At 61.6% G+C, this 22,453-nt stretch carries 20 protein-coding genes; 7 read left to right on the top strand and 13 right to left on the bottom strand.

Annotation, left to right across the window (positions count from 1 at the left end):
* Positions 1-8: 8 nt before the first annotated feature.
* From aspS to FH061_RS10065, 13 genes are all read right to left on the bottom strand, one after another.
* Positions 9-1,814, bottom strand: a complete 1,806-nt coding sequence (gene aspS, locus FH061_RS10125) for an aspartate--tRNA ligase (protein WP_151635553.1) — start codon at positions 1,812-1,814, stop codon at positions 9-11.
* A 95-nt stretch (positions 1,815-1,909) separates the two neighbouring features.
* On the bottom strand, positions 1,910-2,545 hold the full coding sequence (locus FH061_RS10120; protein WP_151635551.1) for a DUF502 domain-containing protein: 636 nt from the start codon (positions 2,543-2,545) through the stop codon (positions 1,910-1,912).
* Between the two features lie 40 nt (positions 2,546-2,585).
* Complete coding sequence (locus tag FH061_RS10115; protein ID WP_151635549.1) at positions 2,586-2,921, bottom strand: FmdB family zinc ribbon protein; 336 nt, start codon at positions 2,919-2,921, stop codon at positions 2,586-2,588.
* Between the two features lie 198 nt (positions 2,922-3,119).
* Positions 3,120-4,559, bottom strand: a complete 1,440-nt coding sequence (locus tag FH061_RS10110) for a sodium:solute symporter family protein (RefSeq protein ID WP_151635547.1) — start codon at positions 4,557-4,559, stop codon at positions 3,120-3,122.
* A 96-nt stretch (positions 4,560-4,655) separates the two neighbouring features.
* A complete protein-coding gene (locus FH061_RS10105) occupies positions 4,656-5,249 on the bottom strand; it encodes a methyltransferase domain-containing protein (protein WP_225984582.1) in 594 nt (197 codons plus the stop codon).
* Between the two features lie 5 nt (positions 5,250-5,254).
* Positions 5,255-6,829, bottom strand: a complete 1,575-nt coding sequence (gene ubiB / locus FH061_RS10100) for a ubiquinone biosynthesis regulatory protein kinase UbiB (RefSeq protein WP_151635543.1) — start codon at positions 6,827-6,829, stop codon at positions 5,255-5,257.
* Positions 6,829-7,401, bottom strand: coding sequence for a ubiquinone biosynthesis accessory factor UbiJ (locus tag FH061_RS10095; RefSeq protein WP_225984581.1), 573 nt, complete (start codon positions 7,399-7,401; stop codon positions 6,829-6,831). Before FH061_RS10095 ends, ubiB begins: the two co-directional genes overlap by 1 nt.
* Before the next feature lie 107 nt (positions 7,402-7,508).
* Positions 7,509-8,465, bottom strand: a complete 957-nt coding sequence (locus tag FH061_RS10090) for a Tim44 domain-containing protein (protein ID WP_151635539.1) — start codon at positions 8,463-8,465, stop codon at positions 7,509-7,511.
* A gap of 9 nt (positions 8,466-8,474) precedes the next feature.
* Entirely contained in the window at positions 8,475-9,209 is a 735-nt protein-coding gene (gene ubiE, locus FH061_RS10085) for a bifunctional demethylmenaquinone methyltransferase/2-methoxy-6-polyprenyl-1,4-benzoquinol methylase UbiE (RefSeq protein WP_151635537.1), read from the bottom strand.
* A gap of 109 nt (positions 9,210-9,318) precedes the next feature.
* Positions 9,319-9,747, bottom strand: a complete 429-nt coding sequence (locus FH061_RS10080) for a gamma-butyrobetaine hydroxylase-like domain-containing protein (RefSeq protein ID WP_151635535.1) — start codon at positions 9,745-9,747, stop codon at positions 9,319-9,321.
* Positions 9,748-9,825: 78 nt separating this feature from the next.
* Positions 9,826-10,266, bottom strand: coding sequence for an HIT family protein (locus FH061_RS10075; RefSeq protein ID WP_151635533.1), 441 nt, complete (start codon positions 10,264-10,266; stop codon positions 9,826-9,828).
* An 85-nt stretch (positions 10,267-10,351) separates the two neighbouring features.
* Positions 10,352-14,350, bottom strand: a complete 3,999-nt coding sequence (locus FH061_RS10070) for a DUF3683 domain-containing protein (RefSeq protein WP_151635531.1) — start codon at positions 14,348-14,350, stop codon at positions 10,352-10,354.
* A 153-nt stretch (positions 14,351-14,503) separates the two neighbouring features.
* Positions 14,504-14,992 (bottom strand): YqaA family protein, encoded by a 489-nt coding sequence (locus FH061_RS10065; RefSeq protein WP_151635829.1) that lies wholly within the window; start codon positions 14,990-14,992, stop codon positions 14,504-14,506.
* A 94-nt stretch (positions 14,993-15,086) separates the two neighbouring features.
* On the opposite strand from FH061_RS10065, the gene ilvA reads away from it, so the two are divergent.
* From ilvA to FH061_RS10030, 7 genes are all read left to right on the top strand, one after another.
* Positions 15,087-16,640 (top strand): threonine ammonia-lyase, biosynthetic, encoded by a 1,554-nt coding sequence (ilvA, locus tag FH061_RS10060; RefSeq protein ID WP_264158736.1) that lies wholly within the window; start codon positions 15,087-15,089, stop codon positions 16,638-16,640.
* A 181-nt stretch (positions 16,641-16,821) separates the two neighbouring features.
* Positions 16,822-17,661 carry an NADPH-dependent 7-cyano-7-deazaguanine reductase QueF gene (queF, locus tag FH061_RS10055; RefSeq protein WP_151635527.1) on the top strand — a complete coding sequence of 280 codons (840 nt, stop codon included), beginning with the start codon at positions 16,822-16,824 and terminating at the stop codon, positions 17,659-17,661.
* A gap of 315 nt (positions 17,662-17,976) precedes the next feature.
* Positions 17,977-18,444 (top strand): PTS sugar transporter subunit IIA, encoded by a 468-nt coding sequence (locus FH061_RS10050; RefSeq protein WP_151635525.1) that lies wholly within the window; start codon positions 17,977-17,979, stop codon positions 18,442-18,444.
* 18 nt (positions 18,445-18,462) lie between these two features.
* The gene (gene hprK, locus FH061_RS10045; RefSeq protein ID WP_151635523.1) at positions 18,463-19,401 is read left to right on the top strand and encodes an HPr(Ser) kinase/phosphatase; all 939 of its coding nucleotides are present in this window, start codon (positions 18,463-18,465) and stop codon (positions 19,399-19,401) included.
* Positions 19,402-19,523: 122 nt separating this feature from the next.
* The gene (gene rapZ / locus FH061_RS10040; protein ID WP_151635521.1) at positions 19,524-20,387 is read left to right on the top strand and encodes an RNase adapter RapZ; all 864 of its coding nucleotides are present in this window, start codon (positions 19,524-19,526) and stop codon (positions 20,385-20,387) included.
* Between the two features lie 15 nt (positions 20,388-20,402).
* The gene (locus FH061_RS10035) at positions 20,403-21,035 is read left to right on the top strand and encodes an LON peptidase substrate-binding domain-containing protein (RefSeq protein ID WP_151635519.1); all 633 of its coding nucleotides are present in this window, start codon (positions 20,403-20,405) and stop codon (positions 21,033-21,035) included.
* A gap of 362 nt (positions 21,036-21,397) precedes the next feature.
* Entirely contained in the window at positions 21,398-22,450 is a 1,053-nt protein-coding gene (locus tag FH061_RS10030) for a GGDEF domain-containing protein (protein WP_225984597.1), read from the top strand.
* Positions 22,451-22,453 lie beyond the last annotated feature (3 nt).

The raw sequence follows: 22,453 nt of genomic DNA, 5'->3' as shown, positions 1-22,453 counted from the left end.
GACGCCTGTCAGGCCTTCACGGCAGGTTCCACGTTGCGCAGGCGGATGTGCAGTTCGCGCAATTGCTTCTCGTCGACTTCCGACGGCGCATGCGTCAGCAGGCACTGCGCGCGCTGGGTCTTCGGGAAGGCGATCACGTCGCGGATCGACTCGGCGCCGGTCATCATGGTGACGATGCGGTCGAGGCCGAAAGCCAGGCCGCCGTGCGGCGGCGCGCCGTACTGCAGCGCGTCGAGCAGGAAGCCGAACTTGAGCTGCGCTTCCTCGGCGTCGATCTTGAGCGCGCGGAACACCTTGCTCTGCACGTCGGCGCGGTGGATACGGACCGAACCGCCGCCCAGTTCCCAGCCGTTGAGCACCATGTCGTAAGCCTTGGCCAGCGCCTTGCCCGGATTCGTTTCCAGCAGGTCTTCATGGCCGTCCTTGGGCGCGGTGAACGGATGGTGCGCGGCGACATAGCGCTGGCCTTCCTCGTCGTACTCGAACATCGGGAAGTCGATCACCCACAGCGGCTTCCATGTCTCTTCGAACAGGCCGTTCTTCTTGCCGAAATCGCTGTGGCCGATCTTCACGCGCAATGCGCCGATGGCATCGTTGACCACCTTCGCCTTGTCGGCGCCGAAGAAGATCAGGTCGCCGTCCTGGGCACCGGTCTGCTCGACGATCTGCGCAAGCGCGGCATCGTGGATGTTCTTGACGATCGGCGACTGCAGGCCATCGCGGCCCTTGGCCTTTTCATTGACCTTGATGTAGGCCAGGCCCTTGGCGCCGTAGATGGCGACGAACTGGGTGTAGGCATCGATCTCGGAGCGCGGCATCGCGCCGCCGCCCGGCACGCGCAGGCCGACCACGCGGCCGCCTTCCATGTTGGCGGCGCCGGAGAACACCTTAAATTCGACGTCCTTCATCACCGCGGTCAGATCGGTGAACTGCAGCTTGACGCGCATGTCCGGCTTGTCGGAACCGTAGAGGCCCATCGCTTCCGAATACTGCATGACCGGGAACGGGTTCGGCAGCTCGATGTCGAGCACGTTCTTGAACACGCCGCGGATCATGCCTTCGAACATGTCGCGGATTTCCTGTTCATTCATGAACGAGGTTTCGCAGTCGATCTGGGTGAATTCCGGCTGGCGGTCGGCGCGCAGGTCTTCGTCGCGGAAGCACTTGGTGATCTGGTAGTAGCGGTCGAAGTTGGCGACCATCAGCAGCTGCTTGAACAGCTGCGGCGACTGCGGCAGCGCGAAGAAGTTGCCCGCATTCACGCGCGACGGCACCAGGTAGTCGCGCGCGCCTTCCGGCGTGGACTTGGTCAGCATCGGCGTTTCGATATCGATGAAGCCGTTGGCGTCGAGGAACTTGCGCACTTCCATCGTAACCTTGTAGCGCAGGCGCAGGTTGTTCTGCATCTGCGGGCGGCGCAGGTCGAGCACGCGGTGCGTCAGGCGGGTGGTCTCGGACAGGTTGTCGTCGTCGAGCTGGAACGGCGGCGTGACCGAGGCGTTCAGCACTTCCAGGTTGTGCGCCAGCACTTCGATCTTGCCCGACTTCAGGTTGGCGTTGGTGGTGCCTTCCGGACGGTTGCGCACGAGGCCGGTGATGCGCACGCAAAACTCGTTGCGCACCGCCTCGGCGGTCTTGAATACGTCGGCGCGATCCGGATCGCAGACAACCTGCACCAGGCCCTCGCGGTCGCGCAGGTCGATGAAGATCACGCCGCCGTGGTCGCGCCGGCGATGCACCCAGCCGCACAGGCTGACGGTTTGGCCGAGAAGCTCCTCGGTGACGAGGCCGCAATAATGGGTTCGCATAGACATATCAGTTTCCAGTTCAAATTCTTTGGGATGATCCCGGTGCCGCCCTCATGAGCTGCCGCGATCGGGATCCCGGGAAAAACGCTTGGGTTCGGCTATCAGATTTGCGGTGGAACCGCCTTCAGGTTTCTGGAGGCGGCGACCACGTATTCGGGCGACACCACACCCATCGAGACTATGTACTTCAGTGCCTCATCGACGGTCATGTCCAGTTCGATGGCATCCGAACGCGGCATCATCAGGAAAAATCCGGAGGTCGGGTTCGGCGTGGTGGGCACATAGACGCTGATATAGTCGCCTACCAGATGGTTCCGCACATCGCCGCCGGGCGTGCCGGTGAGGAAGGCGATGGTCCAGGAGCCCTGGCGCGGATACTGCACCAGCATCGCCTTGCGGAAGGCATTGCCGGACGACGAGAACAGCGTGTCCGACACCTGCTTGACGCTCGAATAAATCGAATTGACGACGGGAATGCGGGTCAGCAGCAGTTCCCATGCATACACCAGCTTCTTGCCGATGAAATTACGGGTCAGCAAGCCGGTCAGGAAAATCACCACCAGCGTCAGTATGGTGCCCATGCCGGGAATATGGAAGCCGATCAGCTGCCTTGGCTGCCAGCGTTCCGGCAGCAACAGCAGCGACTGGTCCATCGTGCTGATGATCAGGTTCAGCACCCACAAGGTAATTGCAAGTGGAACAAGGATCAGCAGGCCGGTGACAAAATATTTACGCATGGTTGTTGTTATCCGTGGACGTCGCAGGCGCGTTCTTTCGTCAGGTGGCGGAGGTGGTCGAGGTGGTCGAGCCCGAACCGGTGGAGCTTGATGCAGAGCCGGAATCGGAGCCGGAATTCGAACTCGCAGCAGGCTTGTCCGCTCCGGCGGCAGGTGCGGCGGGAGCGGTCGGCGAGGCCGACGTGCCGCCGCTGCCGTTGCGGAAATCGGTCACGTACCATCCGGTCCCCTTGAGCTGGAAACCGGCCGCGGTCAACTGTTTCTTAAATGTGCTTTTGGCGCAGGACGGGCAATCCGTCAGCGGCGCATCGGACACTTTTTGCAATACGTCTTTAGCGAAACCGCAAGATTCGCAGCGATAAGCATAAATTGGCATGGAACAACCCCGCAAAAATCATCCAAAACCCTGAATTATAAAGGCTTTCGTCCGGACATAGCAGACTGATTTACGCCCGGCATCAGTCTTGCCAGACCGGCCATGAAACGGCAAAGCCGCGGGATATCCCGCGGCTTTGCCGTTTCATGGCGATAGCTGGAGCAAAAAGGCCCCGCGGCGCCAGACCCGCGCCTTCGCTTACCGGGAGACCGCCACCGGCTGCGGCTCGGGCCGTGTCATCAGCGAGCCGACCAGCATGCCGCCGAGGCTGAACAGGAAACCGACCAGCTGCGGCGGCCAGTAACCGTCTTCCCCGCCGACAATCTCCATCAGCACCCAGGAGCCCAGGCCGAGGACGATCGCGGTCAGCGCTCCCTTGCGCGTGGCGCGCTTCCAGTACAGGCCGAAGGCGAGCGGCACGAAGGCGGCAACCAGGGTGACCTTGTAGGCATTCTCGACCATATGGAAGATGCTCGATTCGGTATTCATCGCAAAGGTGGTGACGATGATGGTGAAGATCACCACCACGATGCGCATCGTCAGCAGGAACTGCTTGTCGGTCTGGTTGGGCCGGAACCCCTTCAGGATGTTTTCGGTGAAGGTGACCGAAGGCGCGAGCAGCGTGGCGCTGGCGCAGCTCTTGATGGCCGACAGCAGCGCGCCGAAGAACATCACCTGGGCGAATACCGGCACCTGGGTCATGATCAGCGTCGGCAGGATCAGCTGCGGATCGACATCGATCAGCTCGGCCACCATCTTGGGGTCGATCAGGGTGGCGGAATAGGCGAGGAACATCGGGATGAAGGCGAAGCAGAAATACAGCACGCCGCCCAGCACCGATGCATTGCCGGCGATCTTTTCATTCTTCGACGAAGCAACCCGCTGGAACACGTCCTGCTGCGGAATGGAGCCCAGCATCATGGTGATCCAGGCGGCGATGAACCAGAGGATTTCCCTGCCCGTCGGCTCCGGCCAGAGATCCAGCTTGCCGGCCTCGGCCGCATGCGCGATCACCACGCCGGCGCCGCCGGCCATGCCGGACACTTCCCAGCCGATGTAGAGCATGCCGATCACGATGATGATCATCTGCAGGAAATCGGTGATGGCGACCGACCACATGCCGCCCATGAGCGTATAGAGCAGCACGCTGCCGGCGCCGATGATCATGCCGGCCTCCATCGAGATATAGCCGCCCGACACCACGCTGAAGACCAGGCCAAGGGCCTTGATCTGGGCCGCTACCCAGCCGAGATAGGAAACCACGATGCACAGCGTGATCAGGACTTCCACGGTGCGTCCGTACTTGTTGCGGAAGAAGTCGCCGATGGTCAGGAGGTTCATTCGGTACAGCGGACGGGCGAAGAACAGGCCGACCAGGATCAGGCAGAGCGAGGAGCCGAACGGGTCCGAAATCACGCCGCGCAGCCCTTCCTTGACGAACGTGGAGGAAATGCCAAGTACCGTTTCGGAACCGAACCAGGTGGCAAACACCGTCGCGGTGACGACATACATCGGCAGCGCCCTGCCCGCGACCGCGACCGCGAAATCCTTGGAATTCTTGACGCGGCGGGCAGCATAGATGCCGATGCCGACGGAAATTACCCAGTAGAGGACAACAAACCAGAGCAGAGTGTTCATCGGCGATCCTTGATCAAGAACGGTCGGCAGAAATTGTTTGGCGGCATTATAGCGGCGCGCTCTCCTTGTTGAGCAAAATCCCGACGTTGGCGTCGCCTACTTCCGACGCCAGACCTGCCAGCGCTCCTTCTGCGCGAACACCGGCACGGAGTCCGCGACGGCGGCATCCTCGATCCGCTTGAAATACGGAGCGAGAAGACGATGCAATTCGTCTTCGGCTGCGCCGAAAGGCGGCCCCTTGGGGGTCTTGTCGTAATAGAAAAAACCTGCAAGAAGCGCGCCCGGCGCCAGCAATTCCGACCATCGCTGCACGATCGCAGGCCAGCGTTCCGGCGGCAGCGCGCAGAGGAAGGCCCGCTCGTAGATCAATTGCGGCGGATGCTCGGGCATGAAGGTGAAGAAATCGGCGGTCAGGATGCGGTCCGCCCATTTGCCGGTGGCGGCACGGGCCGCGGCTACCGCCGCCTCGGAAAAATCGATGGCCGTGACATCCCATCCGGCTTCCGCCAGAAAAGCGACTTCATAACCGGTGCCGCAGCCCGGTATCAGCGTCGCAAGCGGCTGCGGCGAGCGCGCCACGAAGTCCTGCAGGGCTTGCGGCACGCCGCCGCGGTCCCAGGGAGTGAACTGCTTCTCGAAGCGTTCCGACCAGAATGCTGCCGCCTGCGGATCGCGGCTGTCGAATTTCATGCTCATTACCAGTGCAGGAAGTGATACCAGCGCATGGCCAGCTGCGCCACCAGGATGCCGCCGGCCAGGCCGCCGCCGAAATACACCGCGAAGCCGAGCAGCAGATTGGTGCGCCTCTGTTCGGCAATCAGCTGCCGCAGCAGTTCGGCATTCTCGCGCGGCTCATCGACCTTGGCGGTCATCAATTGATGCGCCAGGCGCGGCAATTGCGGAATGACCTTGTTGTAATGCGGCGCCTCTTCCTTGAAGCGGGCCAGCATGCCGCGCCAGCCGATCTGCTCCTCCATCCAGCGTTCCAGGTAGGGCTTGGCGGTCTTCCACAAATCGAGGTCGGGATCGAGCTGGCGGCCGAGGCCTTCGATGTTGAGCAGGGTCTTTTGCAGCAGTACCAGCTGCGGCTGCACTTCGACGTTGAAGCGGCGCGAGGTCTGGAACAGGCGCAGCAGCACCTGGCCGAAGGAGATGTCGCGCAGCGGCCGGTCGAAGATGGGTTCGCAGCAGGCCCGCACCGCCGACTCCAGTTCATCGACCCGGGTTTCCTTCGGCGCCCAGCCGGATTCGATGTGGGCTTCGGCCACCCGCTTGTAATCGCGGCGGAAGAAGGCGAGGAAATTCTGCGACAGGTAATCCTTGTCGAAGTCGGTCAGCGTGCCGACGATGCCAAAGTCCAGCGCGATGTAGCGGCCGAAGGTTTCAGGCTCGATCGACACCAGGATGTTCCCCGGATGCATGTCGGCATGGAAGAAGCCGTCGCGGAACACCTGGGTGAAGAAAATTTCCACGCCGTCGCGCGACAGCTTCGTCATGTCGACGCCTTCGGCCACCAGCCTGTCGATCTGCGAGATCGGGATGCCGCGCATGCGCTCCATCACGATCACCGACGTCGAGCAGTAATCCCAGAACATCTCCGGGACCATCAGCAGGTCGGAGCCGATGAAGTTGCGGCGCAGCTGGCTGGCATTGGCGGCCTCGCGCATCAGGTCCAGTTCGTCGTGCAGATACTTGTCGAACTCGGCGACCACCTCGCGCGGCTTGAGGCGGCGGCCGTCGGCCCACAGCTTTTCGACCAGGCCGGCGGCAACCTGCATCAGCGCGATGTCTTCGTCGATGGAGCGCTTCATGCCCGGGCGCAGCACCTTGACCGCGACCTGGGTGCCGTCCTTCAAGGTGGCGAAATGCACCTGGGCGATCGACGCGGATGCCACCGGCACCGGGTCGAAGCTGGCGAACAGGTGGTCGGGATGCGCGCCCAGCGCCTTGCGGATCTGGGCAATCGCCAGCTGGGAATCGAAGGGCGGCACCCGGTCCTGCAGCTTGGCGAGTTCGTCGACGATATCCGGCGGCATCAGGTCGCGCCGTGTCGACAGCACCTGGCCGAACTTGACGAAGATCGGTCCGAGTTCTTCCAGAGCCTGGCGCAGTCTGACGCCGCGCGGAGTGGAGATGTCGCGCCAGAACACCAGTGAATCGAGCAGCCTGGCGATGCGCGGGCTGGTCAGTCCGGACATGGCGATGTTGTCCAGCCCATACTTGAGGGCCACGCGGGTGATTTTTGCAAGCCGCAATACCTTGAAGAACATCAGCGGCTTCCCTTCATGCGCTCAATGCGCTTGGCCAGCCGCTCCACGTCGTCGCGCAGGCGGTTCACCTCGGCGGAAAAGTCGGCAACCGTCCGCGGCCTGACCAGCATGGGATTTTCCTCAAGAAAGTACTCGGCAAGGTTTTCGGCCAGCTTCTGCTGCGTGGCTCTGGCGGCACCGATGGCGGCTTTCACGCCGCCCACTACCCGTACCGCCGGCACATCGCCGATCAGCTTGGCCAGGTCTTCCTCCGCTTCCCACCGCAGCGACTGGGTGAGCTGGGAAATGGTGTTGGCGAAGTCGGCGTCGCCCTCGATCTGCACGTAGGAAAAGGCTTGCTCCCGGTTCTGGGCGATCAGCGGCAGGTCGGACAGGCGGGCGCGAATGGTGACGCTTGGCCCTTCGTCCTGCGCGGCAGCCTGCACCATGCCGTCGGCGGCAATTTTGAGACGCACGGCAATGGCGCCGGCATCGAAGACGGCAACCTTGCCGGCATGCCGTGCCAGCTTGTCGCGCGCCCAGGGCTCGCGGGCGAGCAGATGATTGATTGCCGCAGGAAATGGGGAACGCATTGGTGAAGGAATCATGGTCGCAAAAGAAAACCGCCCGTGACAATTCACGGGCGGTCGAAGTTTACCAGTTTGCGGGTATGCGCTTCGGCAACGTCTTGCAATATGCTTCAGGCAACGTCCGACAGCTGCTGGATGCCGGCCAACACCCAGCCGCCCTGCCCGGACGCCGGCTTGCTCAGGTTCCAGGCCTCGACGAAGGATTCCGCCGGTGCATTCTGGGCTTCGCGGATCATGCCGGAGAAGCGTACCGTTGCGAGATAGTCATCGCCAACCTGTTCCACCTTCAGCAGTTCCGCATCGAGCGATACGACGTCGGTATGGTTGGCCGACGCGCCGCGCTCCTGCAGTTGCAGGCGCAGTTCGGCAAACATTTCCGGCGTGGTGAATTCGCGGATGTCGTCGATGTCGGCGCGGTCCCAGGCCGCCTGCAGGCGGATGAAGTAGGTCTTGGCATGGCGCAGGAAGCCGTCGACGTCGAAGTCTGCCGGAACGCTGGAGACAGCGGCTGCGGCACCGGTGGCCGCCGCCATCGGCTCAGCCTGGAAAGATGCCGGCCGTGCGTGCGGCTCAAGGCGCGATCCGATTTCCGGAGTCCGCATCATCGGTCCGGAAGAACTGCCGGGATTGCTGGCGGACGCGTATGCCGGCTGACGCTGGCCGCCGCCGTTCCTGTTGCGGATCATGCGGATGATGAACATGACGGCAAAGGCCAGCAGGGCGATCATCAGCATGGTGGCGATGGCGCTGGCGAACGCGCCGCCGATGCCGAAATGCGACAGCAGAGCGCCAAGGCCGAGGCCGAGCAATGCGCCGCCGAGAATATTGCGCCACGGGCTGGCCGGCTTGGCCGGAACGCCTTGCGGAGCCGCTGCCGGAGAGGCGGGACGGGCCTGATTGGTAGCCTGGTTCGACTGGTTTGGCGTGGCCGCCGGCGTCTGGCGGCTGATGCCCTGCGACTGGCGGCCGACGGAACTGCCTCCGCCGAGGCGCTTGGCCTCCGCGTCTGCAACCACCATGGTGGTCGAGCTCAGTGCAATCATCAATGCAAGCAGAAACTTCTTCATGGCACTCTCCTACAGTTTGATGCCGGTATGCAATGCAGCGACGCCGGCAGTCAGGTTGAAGTACTCGACACGTTCCAGTCCAGCCGTCTCCATCATGGTCTTCAGTGTTTCCTGATCAGGATGCATGCGGATCGATTCGGCCAGATAGCGATAGCTCTCGGCATCGTTGGCGATCCGCTGGCCCAGCCATGGCAGTACGGAAAACGAATAAAGATCGTACGGCTTTTGCAGGGCGTCATTCACCTTCGAGAATTCCAGAACCAGCAGCTTGCCGCCCGGCTTGAGCACACGGCGCATTTCCGCCAGCGCGGCATCCTTGTGCGTCATGTTGCGCAGGCCGAAGGCCACGCTGACGCGATCGAAATAATTACTCGGGAACGGCAGTTTTTCAGCATCACACAGCAAGGTGGGGGTCATCAACCCCTTGTTCAATAGCCGGTCGCGCCCGACGCGCAGCATCGATTCATTGATGTCGGTCAGCCAGACTTCGCCGGTCGGGCCTGCCTGCCTGGCGAAGGCCTTCGACAGGTCGCCGGTGCCGCCGGCAATGTCGAGCACCTTGAATCCCGGCCGCACGCCGGCCTGGGCGATGGTGAATGCCTTCCATATCCGGTGCAGGCCGCCAGACATCAGGTCGTTCATCACGTCGTATTTTGCTGCGACGGAATGAAAGACTTCGGCGACTTTGTGTACCTTCTCGTCTTCAGAAACGGTCTGATAACCGAAATGGGTGGTATTGGTCATGGCGTCAGGCTGATTGGTCCAGCGCGCATTATACAAGTGCAGACACCTGCCGCCGCCAAGCGTTCCGTGAAGCCCGCAGATGGCGACGGGCCATCAACCGCCGCAGCGCTTAATGATGATGTCCGCAGGCGTGGCCGCCGGCTTCCGGCATCGGCGCATCGCGGCCGCTTTCCCGGGTATGGCCGGCCGCTTCCAGCCGCTGCAGGTAGTCTTCCCAGAGTTCAGGCTGGTTGCTGCCGAGCCAGTACAGGTAATCCCAGGAAAAAATGCCGGAATTGTGGCCGTCCGAGAATTGCGGCTGGACCGCATAGTTGCCGACCGGCTCCATTTCGGTGATGGCGACATTGCGCTTGCCGGTCTGCAGCACTTCCTGGCCGGCTCCGTGTCCGCGCACTTCGGCGGAAGGCGAGTAGACCCGCAGGAATTCGAAAGGCAGGGAAAACTCCTCGCCCGAATCGAAGGCGATTTCCAGCACCCTGGATTGGCTGCGGACGGTCAGTGATGTGGGTGCGGGTGTGGCGGTCTTGGGATTGGCCATGTCTGGATTGATGAACCTGTGAATCGAACTGAAAATCGGATCTTGCCGTTGGGGACGGGCCTGGTTGCGGCGCCGGGCTTACAGCAGCGACTCTTCGAAGCGGTCCTGCAGTGCTTCGCGCAGACGCGCCACCAGCGCCTTGCGCTTGGCGAGTTCGCTGGAAATCGGGGTGCGCTTGACCTCGCCCCAGATCGGATTGGGAAAATGCGCGTCATTCTCGTAGCGCGGAATGACATGCCAGTGCAGGTGCGGAACGACGTTGCCGAGGCTGGCCACATTGATCTTGTGCGGCTGCATGGTTTCGCGGATGGCCTCCTCCACCTGCCAGACGGCGGCGATCAGGATGGCGCGCTCTGCCGTCGCCAAGTCGGTCATCTCGGCAACATGCGCATTCCAGATCACGCGGCAAAAGCCGGGATAGCGCTCGTCATCGACCAGCACGATTCGATAATTGTCATCCCGGTAGATGACTTCGCCACCGGGATGCATGCACAGTTCACACGCTTCTTTAGCCATCATTTTCCTGTCGAGATGTTGAACAAGCCAGGCCAGGCCGGAGGGCGTTCAATTATCGTGAACGCCCTCCGGTCGCAACGCAAACGACTCAAACAAGGACGCGTTCGATACCGCCGCTGTTCGCCCTCGCCACATAGTCGGGCAACCAGTTTTCGCCGAGCAGGTGCCTTGCCATTTCCACCACGATATAGTCCGCGGTGGTGCCCGAATCTTCATTGTAGCGGTTCAGGCCCTGCAGGCACGACGGGCAGGAAGTGAGAATCTTCACATCGCCGCCGAAACCGTCGCCGCGCACCTTGTCCACGCCTTTCTTCATCTCGACTTCCTTGCGGAAGCGAACCTGGGTCGAGATGTCCGGGCGGCTCACGGCAAAGGTGCCGGACTCGCCGCAGCAGCGGTCGTTCTTCTCGACCTTGGCGCCGTCATCGGTGGTGATCAGCGCATTCACCGTCTTCAGCGGATCCTGCTGCTTCATCGGCGTGTGGCAGGGGTCGTGGTACATGTAGCGGGTGCCGGTGACGCCTTCGAGCTTCACATTCTTTTCGAGCAGGTATTCGTGGATGTCGATGATCCGGCAGCCGGGGAATATCTTCTCGAATTCATAGCTCTGCAGCTGGTCGTAGCAGGTGCCGCACGACACTACGACTGTCTTGATGTCGAGGTAGTTCAGCGTGTTGGCCATGCGGTGGAACAGCACGCGGTTGTCGGTGATCATCTTCTCGGCCTTGTCGTACTGGCCGGAGCCGCGCTGCGGATAGCCGCAGCAGAGATAGCCCGGCGGCAGCACGGTCTGCACCCCGACATGCCAGAGCATCGCCTGCGTGGCGAGGCCGACCTGCGAGAACAGGCGCTCCGAGCCGCAGCCCGGGAAGTAGAACACCGCTTCGGTGTCGGCGGTGGTCTTCTTCGGATCGCGGATGATCGGCACGATCTTGTCGTCTTCGATGTCGAGCAGCGCGCGCGCCGTCTTCTTCGGCAGGTTGCCCGGCATCTTCTTGTTGACGAAGTGAATCACCTGCTCCTTGATCGGCGGCTTGCCGTGGGTAGCGGGCGGCGCCTTGGTCTGCTTCTTCGCGAACTTCTTCAGCAGGTCATTGGCGATGCGCTGGGCCTTGTAGCCGAGGCCGGTCATCGCCGCGCGGGTGGCGTTGATGGTGGCCGGATCGGTGGCGTTCAGGAAGAACATCGCGGCCGCGGTGCCGGGGTTGAACGACTTCTTGTCCATCTTGCGCAGCAGGTTGCGCATGTTCATGGAGACGTCGCCGAAGTCGATGTCGACCGGGCAAGGCGTGACGCACTTGTGGCAGACGGTGCAATGGTCGGCCACGTCCTCGAATTCTTCCCAGTGCTTGATCGACACGCCGCGGCGGGTCTGCTCTTCATACAGGAAGGCCTCGACCAGCAGCGAGGTCGCCAGGATCTTGTTGCGCGGCGAGTACAGCAGGTTGGCGCGCGGCACATGCGTCGAGCAGACCGGCTTGCACTTGCCGCAGCGCAGGCAGTCCTTGACGCTGTTGGCGATGGCGCCGATGTCGCTCTGCTGCATGATCAGCGATTCATGGCCCATCAGGCCGAAGGACGGCGTGTAGGCATTGCGCAGGTCGGCCGGCATGGCCGGATCGTTGAGCAGCTTGCCCTTGTTGAAGCGGCCTTCCGGATCGACGCGCAGCTTGTAATCGCGGAAATCCTGGATTTCCTCTTCGGTCAGGAATTCCAGCTTGGTGATGCCAATGCCGTGCTCGCCCGAGATCACGCCGTTGAGCGAACGGGCCAGCACCATGATGCGCTCGACCGCGGCATGGGCGTCCTGCAGCATCTCGTAATGGTCGGAGTTGACCGGGAGGTTGGTGTGGACGTTGCCGTCGCCCGCGTGCATGTGCAGGGCCACGAAGACGCGGCCGCGCAGCACGCGCTTGTGGATCGCGCTGCATTCATCGAGGATGAGCTTGAACGCGCCGCCGTTGAAGATCTGGCGCAGCTGGGCCCGCACTTCGCCCTTCCATGACACGCGGATGGTGCGGTCCTGGACCACATGGAAGACTTTCGCTTGCGGCTGGCGCTGCAGGCGCTCGTCGACCCAGGTCATCGGCACGCCGCGCGCGGCCAGATCGTCGCGCGCTTCCATCAGCGGCTTGTCGAGGTTGGCCAGCAGGTAGCCCCAGCGCGCATCGGTATCGTCGATCAGCTGGCGCGCCTGCGCGACGCGGTCGCCGAGCAGCTCTTCCGGCGGAATGTCGTTGGCTTCCGCATCCTCGCTCTTGCCCAGCGGCAGGTGGCCGGAGGCAAAGAACCTGCCGAGCTGGTCAATCAGCTGCAGCTTGTTGCGGATGGACAGTTCGATGTTGATGCGCTCGATGCCGTCGGTGTACTCGCCCATGCGGTCGAGCGGGATGACGACGTCTTCATTGATCTTGAAGGCATTGGTGTGCTTGGCGATGGCCGCGGTACGGGCACGGTCCAGCCAGAATTTCTTGCGCGCTTCCGGACTGACCGCGACGAAGCCTTCACCGACGCGGGTATTGGCCATGCGGATCACTTCCGAGGCGGCGCGGGCGACGGCTTCCTCGTCGTCGCCGACGATGTCGCCGAACAGCGCCATCTTCGGCAGCACGCCGCGCTTGGACTTGGTGGCGTAGCCGACCGCGCGCAGGTAGCGCTCGTCGAGGTGTTCGAGTCCGGCGAGAATGGCGCCGCCCTTTTTCGCTTCCGCATCGAGGAAGTCCTTGATCTCGACGATGGACGGAATCGCGTCGCGCGCCTGGCCGAAGAATTCGAGACAGACGGTGCGGGCGTGCCTGGGCATCTTGTGCAGGATCCAGCGCGCCGACGTGATCAGGCCGTCGCAGCCCTCCTTTTGCACGCCGGGCAGGCCGGCGAGAAACTTGTCGGTGACGTCCTTGCCCAGTCCTTCCTTGCGGAAGCGGCGGCCTTCGATTTCCAGGTATTCGGTCTTGAACGGGGCGCCGGCCTTGGCGCCGCGCTCGGACGGCTTGGTCCACTCCAGCTTGAACCTGGCCACCGGCGCATCATGGATCTTGCCGAGGTTGTGCCCGATGCGGGTGACTTCCAGCCAGTCGCCGTTGGGATCGACCATGCGCCAGCTGGCGAGGTTGTCGAGCGCGGTGCCCCACAGCACGGCTTTCTTGCCGCCGGCATTCATCGCCACGTTGCCGCCAATGCAGGAGGCTTCGGCGGAAGTCGGATCGACCGCGAACACGAAGCCGGCCTTTTCGGCGGCATCGGAAACGCGCTTGGTGACCACGCCGGCGCCGGAATAGATGGTCGCGTACGGACGGTCGACCTCGGGCAGCATGGTCATTTCGACTTCGCCCAGCTGCTCCAGCTTTTCGGTGTTGATCACGGCCGACATCGGCGTCAGCGGAATGGCGCCGCCGGTATAGCCGGTGCCGCCGCCGCGCGGGATGATGGTCAGGCCGAGTTCGATGCAGGCCTTCACCAGGCCGGCCATCTCGTCCTCGCCGTCCGGCGTCAGCACGACGAACGGATATTCGACCCGCCAGTCGGTCGCATCGGTCACGTGCGAGACGCGCGACAGGCCGTCGAACTTGATGTTGTCCTTGGCGGTGTAGCGGCCCAGCACCCGCGTGGCGCGCTTGCGCAGGTCGTACATGTTGCGGAATTCTTCGCCGAAGTCGGCCACCGCCTTGCGGGCGGCCTTGACCAGCAGTTCGACGTTGGCGCTGCGGTGCCGCGCATGCGGGTCGCCGGCATCGGCCAGGTCGGTGGTCAGGCGGCGCTTCTCGACTTCGCTGAGGCGATGGTTGAGCGCATCGATCAGGTCCTGGCGGCGCTTCGGGTTGGACAGCAGGTCGTCCTGCAGATACGGATTGCGGCGCACCACCCAGATATCGCCGAGCACCTCGTAGAGCATGCGCGCGGAACGGCCGGTCTGGCGTTCGCCGCGCAGCTGGTCGAGCAGCAGCCAGGCTTCGTCGCCGAGCAGGCGCTTGACGATCTCGCGGTCGGAAAACGAGGTGTAGTTGTAGGGAATCTCGCGCAGGCGGTCGGGAATGGCGTCGCCGGGCGTTTCGGAAAGCAGTGCTTGGATTTGAGCTGGGGCGTTCATCAAGAATAGGTAGGACTGAACCCTTAAAGGTGCATTTTAGCTTAATGCAATGCAGCAGTCGGCAACACCCTTACGATCCGTGCGCCTAAAAAGCCGGAAGCCGTGGCCGATTTGTCATCAGTTGGAGGAAACTTGCACCGGGAGCAATGCTTTTCAGAACAAATTGATAAGTCCGCGCCAGAATCCGTCGGGAACGTACAACAGTGCGGCAGTCATGGTGACATAGCGGAGGAATTTGCCGATCGCCATGTAGAACACCGACGGCCAGAACGGCAGTTTTAGCCAGCCCGCCAGCGCGCACAGCGGATCGCCGATCGCAGGCAGCCAGGCCAGCAGCAGGGTCTTGGCGCCGTAGCGCTGCAGCCAGCCGAACCAGCGGCTCTCCCGCTCCTTGGCCAGGGCCATCTTGGCGCCGTAGCCCATCCAGTAGTCGATGATGCCGCCTATCGTATTGCCGGCCGTGGCGACCAGGATCGCCGGCCAGAACAGCCCATGATTCGCCTTGGCCACGGCAAAGACCGCCGGCTCGGACCCGAGCGGCAGCAGCGTCGCCGACAGGACGCTGATCAGGAACACGGAGGTAAGCCCGACATCGGGCACGGAGAGAACGTCTAACAGCCAGCGGACAGCGGATTCGATCATCAAGTCGTCAATAGAGGTCGGCCGATACCCGGTATGCGGCGCAATCCGGGTCCGGCAAGGGGTGTCCATTATAATTGCGGGTTCGCATGCCGCATTGGGGAAGGCATGCCGACGAGCCGAGCCTATGACTACCGACTATCTACAGAAAATCCTGACCGCCCGCGTCTACGATGTTGCCGTTGAATCGCCGCTGGAATTTGCGCCTACGCTGTCCGAGCGCATGGACAACCAGATTTATCTCAAGCGCGAGGATATTCAGAGCGTTTTCAGCTTCAAGCTGCGCGGTGCCTACAACAAGATGGCGCACCTGACACCGGCGCAGCTCAAGCGCGGCGTCATCTGCGCCTCGGCCGGCAATCATGCCCAGGGCGTGGCCCTGTCGGCGGCCAGGCTCGGCTGCCGCGCGGTGATCGTGATGCCGACCACGACGCCGCCGGTCAAGATCGAAGCCGTCAAGGCGCGCGGCGGCGAAGTCGTCCTGTTCGGCGACTCCTATACCGATGCCTACAACCACGCGATCACGCTCGAAAAGAAGGAAAAGCTGACTTTCGTTCACCCCTTCGACGATCCCTATGTCATTGCCGGCCAGGGCACCATCGCCATGGAAATCCTGCGCCAGCATACCGGCCCGATCGATGCGATCTTCGTTGCCATCGGCGGCGGCGGACTGATTTCGGGCGTGGCCTCGTACATCAAGGCGGTGCGGCCGGAGATCAAGATCATCGGCGTGCAGACCGTCGATTCCGACGCCATGGCGCGCAGCATCAAGGCCGGACGCCGGGTCGCATTGCCGGATGTCGGCCTGTTCTCCGACGGCACCGCGGTCAAGCTGGTGGGCGAGGAAACCTTCCGCATCGCCAAGAAGCTGGTCGATGACATCATCATCGTCGATACCGATGCGGTCTGCGCGGCGATCAAGGACGTGTTCCAGGACACCCGCAGCATTCTCGAACCCGCCGGCGCGCTGGCGATCGCCGGTGCCAAGGAGTACATCGAACGGGCGAAGACTTCCAAGAAGCCGGTGCGCGGCCAGACCCTGGTTACCATCGCCTGCGGCGCCAACATGAACTTTGACCGCCTGCGCTTCGTTGCCGAGCGCGCCGAAGTCGGCGAGGCGCGCGAAGCGGTATTCGCCGTGACCATTCCCGAGGAACGCGGCAGCTTCAAGCGCTTCTGCGAGCAGGTCGGCCCGCGCAACGTGACCGAGTTCATCTACCGCATCAGCGATGCCAAAGAGGCGCATGTCTTTGTCGGCATGACGATTTCCAGCCGCGACGAACCCGGCCGCCTCACCAAGAACTTCGAGAAACATGGTTTCAGGACTCTGGATCTTACGCACGACGAACTGGCCAAGCTGCATGTGCGCCACCTGGTCGGCGGCAAGAGCCCGCTCGCGCATGACGAGTTGCTGTACCGCTTCGAATTTCCCGAGCGGCCGGGCGCGCTGATGCGCTTCCTCGACAGCATGGCGCCGAACTGGAACATCAGCCTATTCCATTACCGGAACCAGGGCGGCGACGTGGGCCGCATCCTGGTCGGCATCCAGGTGCCGAAGAAGGAAATGAAAGCGTTCCGCCAGTTCCTTGCCGGGCTCGGTTACCGCTACTGGGACGAAAGCGAGAATCCGGCTTACAAGCTCTTCCTGTGATCTGCTGCATGGCGCTCCGGCCCGCCGCCGGCTTGAACCGGCGGCGGGCCGGATGGTCGAACCGGCTTTTGCCGCGTTCATTTTGCGGCGTCACCCTGCAACCTTTCATTTATCCGGCCGTAGTTGGTAAACACCTGCACCAGCAATTTCGGCGGCCGCCTTATCACCAGCCTTGTTGATCATGACCAGCCCGAACCAGCCCGAAGCATCGCCGCTCGGCAAACCCACCGCCTACCAGACCCAGTACGACCCCTCCCTGCTGTTTCCGATTGCGCGCCAGCAGAAGCGCGATGAAATCGGCGTCACGGGCACCCTGCCCTTTTTCGGCGTCGACATCTGGAACGCCTATGAATTGTCCTGGCTGAACATGCGCGGCAAGCCGCAGGTCGCCCTCGCCACCTTTACGGTGCCGGCGGAGTCGCCCAACATCATCGAGTCGAAGTCGCTGAAGCTTTATCTCAACTCCCTGAATCAGACGCGCATCGCCGGTCCGGAAGCACTGGCCGACATGCTGCGCGCCGACCTGTCCGACGGTTTCGGCGCATCGGTGTCGGTGAAGCTGACCTTGCCGGACGGCTTTTCGAAACTCGAGATGGGAGAACTGGACGGCCTGCTGCTCGACCGGCTCGATATCGAAGTCAGCGATTACCAGCCGGATGCCTCCCTGCTCAAGGCCAACGCCGAGGAAGCGAGCGTGGAGGAAACCCTGGTGTCGCATCTGCTCAAGTCCAACTGCCTGGTGACAGGCCAGCCGGATTGGGGCAGCGTGCAGATACGCTATGTGGGACCGCAGATCGACCAGGAAGGTCTGCTGCAATATCTGATCGGCTTTCGCGAGCACAATGAATTCCACGAACAGTGCGTCGAGCGCATCTTCATGGATATCCTGCGCCAGTGTCATCCGCAGAAACTTGCCGTATACGCGCGCTACACGCGCCGGGGCGGACTGGACATCAACCCGTGGCGCAGCAACTTCACCACTTCGCAGCGTCCGTCGAATCTGCGCAACGCACGCCAGTAATGCCGCCATCTGTAAGAGTGGCGCAAGCCGGCCTGGATAGGATGCATGAACGAGACATGCCGGCATCGCGAATGTCGTGCAAAACCCACGTTTTTCCCCGAAAGAAACTATTGCCGTGTTTTGGGGTCAATTACCGGAGTTCTTCATCGGACAGCCTGGATACTGATGAAAATTGAAAAATTTGCATCGGCATTCTGCTTACAGTCAAGAAGCTTTCCGCCTTCCATCCTATGCTTTGAATTACGTATATCGGAAACAGGCCTATAATGCGTCTCGACAGCTCATTTTGTGCATCGCACCATAAGTTCGCGTAACATGACCAATCTTGCAAAAATCCTGGCATTGAACAATGTCGTTCTTGATCTTGAGGTGTCAAGCAAGAAACGCGCATTCGAACAAGCAGGATTGATATTCGAGAACAACTGCGGCATTGCCCGCTCGATGGTCTCGGACAACCTCTTCGCGCGCGAGCGTCTCGGGTCCACCGGCCTGGGTCATAGCGTTGCCGTTCCCCATGGCAGGATCAAGGGTTTGAAAGCGCCGCTGGCGGCCTTTGTCAGGCTGAAGGAAGCGATTCCCTTCGAATCTCCGGACGGCCAGCCCGTCAAGCTGCTGGTTTTCCTGCTGATTCCGGATCACGTTACCCAGCAGCACCTGGAAATCCTGTCGGAAGTCGCCGAAATGTTTTCAGACGAAAATTTCCGCAATCAGCTGGCGGCTGACCCCGACGCGGCCTCGGTACATGCCCGCATCCTTGCCTGGCAGCCCAGCATTCACGCCTGATTCCCGATTGCCATCCGAATGCCCTCTTCCACGCACCTGACCATCCAGCAGCTGTTTGACGATACCAGGGAGGCGCTGCAACTGGGCTGGTTTGCCGGCTTTCCCGGCGGCGAGCGGCGCATCTCCGGCGATGCCACCTCCGCAGCCGACCAGGTCGGCCACCTGAACCTGATCCACCCCGGACGCCTGCAAGTCTTCGGGCACCAGGAAATCCAGTACTACAACAAGCTATCACCGGCTTCGCGCAAGTACCAGACGGAAGAACTGGTGGCTGGCGAGCCGCCCGCCTTCATCATTGCGCAAGGGCTGGAAACCCCGCCCTATATTCTTGCCATCTGCGACGAGAAAAACATTCCGCTGTTTTCAACGCCGCTTCCCGCCGCGCAAGTCATCGATTACCTGCGCGTCTACCTCTCCAAGGAGCTCGCCCAGCGCATCACCATGCATGGCGTGTTCATGGATGTGCTTGGCGTCGGCGTGCTCATCACCGGGGAATCCGGCCTTGGCAAGAGCGAACTGGGACTGGAACTGGTGTCGCGCAATCATGGCCTGGTGGCGGACGATGCGGTCGAATTCGCCCGCATCGCGCCCAATATGATCGAAGGCCGCTGTCCGCCCCTGCTGCAGAATCTGCTGGAAGTGCGCGGCCTCGGCCTGCTGGATATCAAGACCATCTTCGGCGAGACCGCGGTGCGCCGCAAGATGCGGCTCAAGCTGATCGTGCATCTGGTCCGGCGCAGCACGCTCGAGGAAAACTATGAGCGTCTGCCTCTTCATTCCCAGACCGAGGAAGTGCTCGGACTGCCTATCCGCAAAGTCATCATTCCGGTGGAAGCCGGCCGCAACCTTGCGGTTCTGCTGGAAGCCGCGGTACGCAACACCATCCTTCAATTGCGCGGGATCGATACCCTGAAGGAATTCATGGAACGCCAGCAAAAAGCGATGGGCAACGATTAAGCAATGGCGGTGGTTCGGACGGCTTTGCCGGAACCCCCAACATGCAACAGCCTGTTTTGGCTACAAGGTTTCAATTAAGCACATAAAATCCCGAACGCGCGCTTGCGGTATGATTACCGCCTATGCGCCTAATCCTTATTACGGGCATTTCCGGCTCAGGGAAATCGGTCGGACTCAATGCTCTCGAAGATGCAGGTTACTTCTGCGTCGACAATCTGCCTCCCAAACTGCTGCGCCACCTGGTCGAGACCCGCCAGGAAGAAGGCGGCGACAATCTTGCCGTCGCAGTCGACGCTCGCAGTGCCGCCTCCCTGGCCGGCCTGCCGGCGGACATCCGGGCGCTCAAGGACGAGGGGCACGATGTCAAGGTCCTGTTCCTCACCGCCAAGACGGAATCGCTGATCACCCGCTTCTCGGAAACGCGCCGCAGCCATCCCCTGTCGCACCGCGCGCAGCCGGATACCGGTGTCGGCGAACAGCCGACCCTGACCGAATGCATCTTCCGCGAACGCGAAATGATGTCGACCATCGAGGGCATCGGTCATGTCATCGATACCTCCGGACTGTCGGCCAACAAGCTGCGGGCCTGGATCAAGGATCTGGTCGAAACCGACCGCACGCCGCTGACGCTGCTCTTCGAATCCTTCGCATTCAAGTTCGGCGTGCCGCTGGATGCGGACCTGGTGTTTGATGTCCGGGTACTGCCCAACCCCTATTACGATACGACGCTGCGCCCATTCACCGGCCGCGACGAACCTGTCATCGCCTTTCTCGATACCCAGGCCCATGTCGCCGAGCTGCTCGCCGATATCCGCAACTTCGTCGAAAAGTGGCTGCCGGCTTTCAAGAATGACAACCGCAGCTATCTGACCGTGGCCATCGGCTGCACCGGCGGGCAGCATCGTTCGGTGTACATGGTTGAACAGCTGGCCAAGCATTTCCGCGCGTCGGAGCGCGTGCTGCTGCGCCACCGCGAATTGAATTGAAAGCTTTTGTCCACCATGCCGCCTACTGACGACTGGATTCCGCTGTTTCCGCTAAAGACAGTGCTCTTCCCTGGCGGCGTGCTGCCGCTGAAGGTGTTCGAGACCCGCTACATCGACATGGTGCGCGATTGCATGAAGCGCAATGCGCCGTTCGGCGTGGTCCTGATCAAGTCAGGGCAGGAAGTCGGACAAGCGGCCGAGCCCGAGGCGATCGGCTGCCTGGCGAGCATTACCGACTGGGACATGGAAAACCTCGGGGTGATGATGCTGCGTACCGAGGGCGGGGAACGCTTCCAGATCCTGGAAACGCGGGTGCTCCCGGACCAGCGGCTCGAAGCCCGCATTGCAATGCTGCCGGCCGAAGCCTCTGTCCCTGTCAGCGACATGCATGTCGAATGCGCCAGAGCGCTGAAGTCGATCATCGAGGATGTCGATCAGAAGGGCCGCCAGGAAGACGGTGAAAAATTCATCAGTCCGTTCGCACAGCCCATCCGCCTGGACAGCGTCGGCTGGGTCGCCAACCGCTGGTGCGAAATCCTTCCCATCCCCCTGAAGGCAAAACAGAAACTGCTTGAGATTGACGATGCCCAGATGCGCTTGTCAATCATTCATCAGTATCTGAAGCAGCACCAAATTCTCCAGGCCTGAACCCCAAGGCCTGCCGCGCGGTTTCTCCCCAAGGCACGATTGCGTGGCCCCGAACACGCAATGCGCGGAGTTGAATGCGCGGCCTTGTCCGGTGATGTGCCATTTGCGAAAAGGGCATTTCATGCTGACGCACCAACCTTTCTTTTCTTCCACTCGTTTGTTACTGCGCAAAATCGCGAACTTGCATTCATAGGATAAATGCAGGGTCGCCTCGCCCTTTCGCAATTTTTTCGCAATCTTTTTTAGCAATCCCTTTCGCAACGCCTGCAGCCTGGTCCTGAACTACCTTGAGCGCTAACCCTATGCTTCTGGATGACGCACGCGAACCCATGCGGACAGATTCCATTAATCGCCGCAAGAATATGCCGTCAGTGCGTATTCCACAGATCTCGCCCATCGGCCTGATCTCGCTGCTGTACGCGCTCAGCCTTTACATCTTCTATCGACAGGGATTCATCAGCGGCGCGACATTCATCGGCGTGGCAGGCACGGTGCTGGGATTCGTGGTGCTGTTCTACGGGGTGTTCCGCTTCGGCCTGAATCAGCGCTTCCGCGAACCGAGCCTGATGCTGCCGCAGCTGATGACTTCTCTGCTGATCATGCTGGGAGTGGCCTATGTCGAGCGCGCCACCCAGATGGCGCTGGTGCCCTTCATGCTTATCGCATTCTCTTTCGGGATTTTCCGCCTGTCGACGGCATCGCTGATCGGACTGTCGGTCTCCTGCCTTGCCGCCTATCTGGCCATCATCATCCTGCGCGGCCAGGCGGAAGGCTTTGTTCAGGCATTCCGCGCCGACATCGTGCAATGGTGCGTGCTGGCCTTGACCCTGCCGGGGATGATCCTGGTCGGCAAACAGATCCAGAACATGCGGCAGCTGCTGCGCGCGACCCGCTATCAGCTCCAACACTATGAAGAAAAATCCGCGCGCGACGAACTGACCGGCCTGTATAACCGCCGCCAGCTGCAGACCGAAATGGAACAGGCCAAGCTGCATGCCGACACTTCAGGCACACCATTTGCCATATGCCTGATCGATATCGACCATTTCAAGGAAATCAACGACAGGAACGGCCACCTGACCGGCGACGCCATCCTGAAGGAGTTTTCACGGACAGCGCGGGAAAGCATCCGCGATACCGATATCCTGGGTCGCTACGGTGGCGACGAATTCCTGCAGATCCTGCCCGACACCGGCATCAAGGGCGCGGTGATGCATGCAGAACGCCTGCGGGTGTACGCGCACTTCCTGGATTTTCAGAAGATTCTCGCCCAGAAGAACATCTCCCTGTCGATCGGCGTGGCCGAGTACCGCAGCGGAGAAAAAATCACCGATCTCATCTCCCGCGCCGATTCGGCGCTGTATCAAGCCAAGCAGATGGGGCGCAACCGGGTGGAATGGATCGATAGCGAATAGACC

Source organism: Noviherbaspirillum aerium, assembly GCF_008929045.1.
Classification (GTDB): domain Bacteria; phylum Pseudomonadota; class Gammaproteobacteria; order Burkholderiales; family Burkholderiaceae_D; genus Noviherbaspirillum; species Noviherbaspirillum aerium.
Note: the sequence above shows the minus strand (reverse complement) of the source record. Positions and strands in the feature narration are given on the sequence as shown.

Bases quoted from the DNA above. Each gene is read 5' to 3' on its own strand.
- FH061_RS10120 (WP_151635551.1), bottom strand. From the start codon at position 2,545: ATGCGTAAATATTTTGTCACCGGCCTGCTGATCCTTGTTCCACTTGCA.
- hprK (WP_151635523.1), top strand. From the start codon at position 18,463: ATGCCCTCTTCCACGCACCTGACCATCCAGCAGCTGTTTGACGATACC.
- FH061_RS10035 (WP_151635519.1), top strand. From the start codon at position 20,403: ATGCCGCCTACTGACGACTGGATTCCGCTGTTTCCGCTAAAGACAGTG.
- rapZ (WP_151635521.1), top strand. From the start codon at position 19,524: ATGCGCCTAATCCTTATTACGGGCATTTCCGGCTCAGGGAAATCGGTC.
- FH061_RS10090 (WP_151635539.1), bottom strand. From the start codon at position 8,465: ATGAAGAAGTTTCTGCTTGCATTGATGATTGCACTGAGCTCGACCACC.
- FH061_RS10030 (WP_225984597.1), top strand. From the start codon at position 21,398: ATGCCGTCAGTGCGTATTCCACAGATCTCGCCCATCGGCCTGATCTCG.
- FH061_RS10095 (WP_225984581.1), bottom strand. From the start codon at position 7,401: ATGCGTTCCCCATTTCCTGCGGCAATCAATCATCTGCTCGCCCGCGAG.
- FH061_RS10115 (WP_151635549.1), bottom strand. From the start codon at position 2,921: ATGCCAATTTATGCTTATCGCTGCGAATCTTGCGGTTTCGCTAAAGAC.
- FH061_RS10070 (WP_151635531.1), bottom strand. From the start codon at position 14,350: ATGAACGCCCCAGCTCAAATCCAAGCACTGCTTTCCGAAACGCCCGGC.
- FH061_RS10105 (WP_225984582.1), bottom strand. From the start codon at position 5,249: ATGAAATTCGACAGCCGCGATCCGCAGGCGGCAGCATTCTGGTCGGAA.
- FH061_RS10080 (WP_151635535.1), bottom strand. From the start codon at position 9,747: ATGGCCAATCCCAAGACCGCCACACCCGCACCCACATCACTGACCGTC.
- FH061_RS10050 (WP_151635525.1), top strand. From the start codon at position 17,977: ATGACCAATCTTGCAAAAATCCTGGCATTGAACAATGTCGTTCTTGAT.
- FH061_RS10065 (WP_151635829.1), bottom strand. From the start codon at position 14,992: ATGATCGAATCCGCTGTCCGCTGGCTGTTAGACGTTCTCTCCGTGCCC.
- ubiE (WP_151635537.1), bottom strand. From the start codon at position 9,209: ATGACCAATACCACCCATTTCGGTTATCAGACCGTTTCTGAAGACGAG.
- FH061_RS10110 (WP_151635547.1), bottom strand. From the start codon at position 4,559: ATGAACACTCTGCTCTGGTTTGTTGTCCTCTACTGGGTAATTTCCGTC.
- ubiB (WP_151635543.1), bottom strand. From the start codon at position 6,829: ATGTTCTTCAAGGTATTGCGGCTTGCAAAAATCACCCGCGTGGCCCTC.
- FH061_RS10075 (WP_151635533.1), bottom strand. From the start codon at position 10,266: ATGATGGCTAAAGAAGCGTGTGAACTGTGCATGCATCCCGGTGGCGAA.
- queF (WP_151635527.1), top strand. From the start codon at position 16,822: ATGACCAGCCCGAACCAGCCCGAAGCATCGCCGCTCGGCAAACCCACC.
- aspS (WP_151635553.1), bottom strand. From the start codon at position 1,814: ATGTCTATGCGAACCCATTATTGCGGCCTCGTCACCGAGGAGCTTCTC.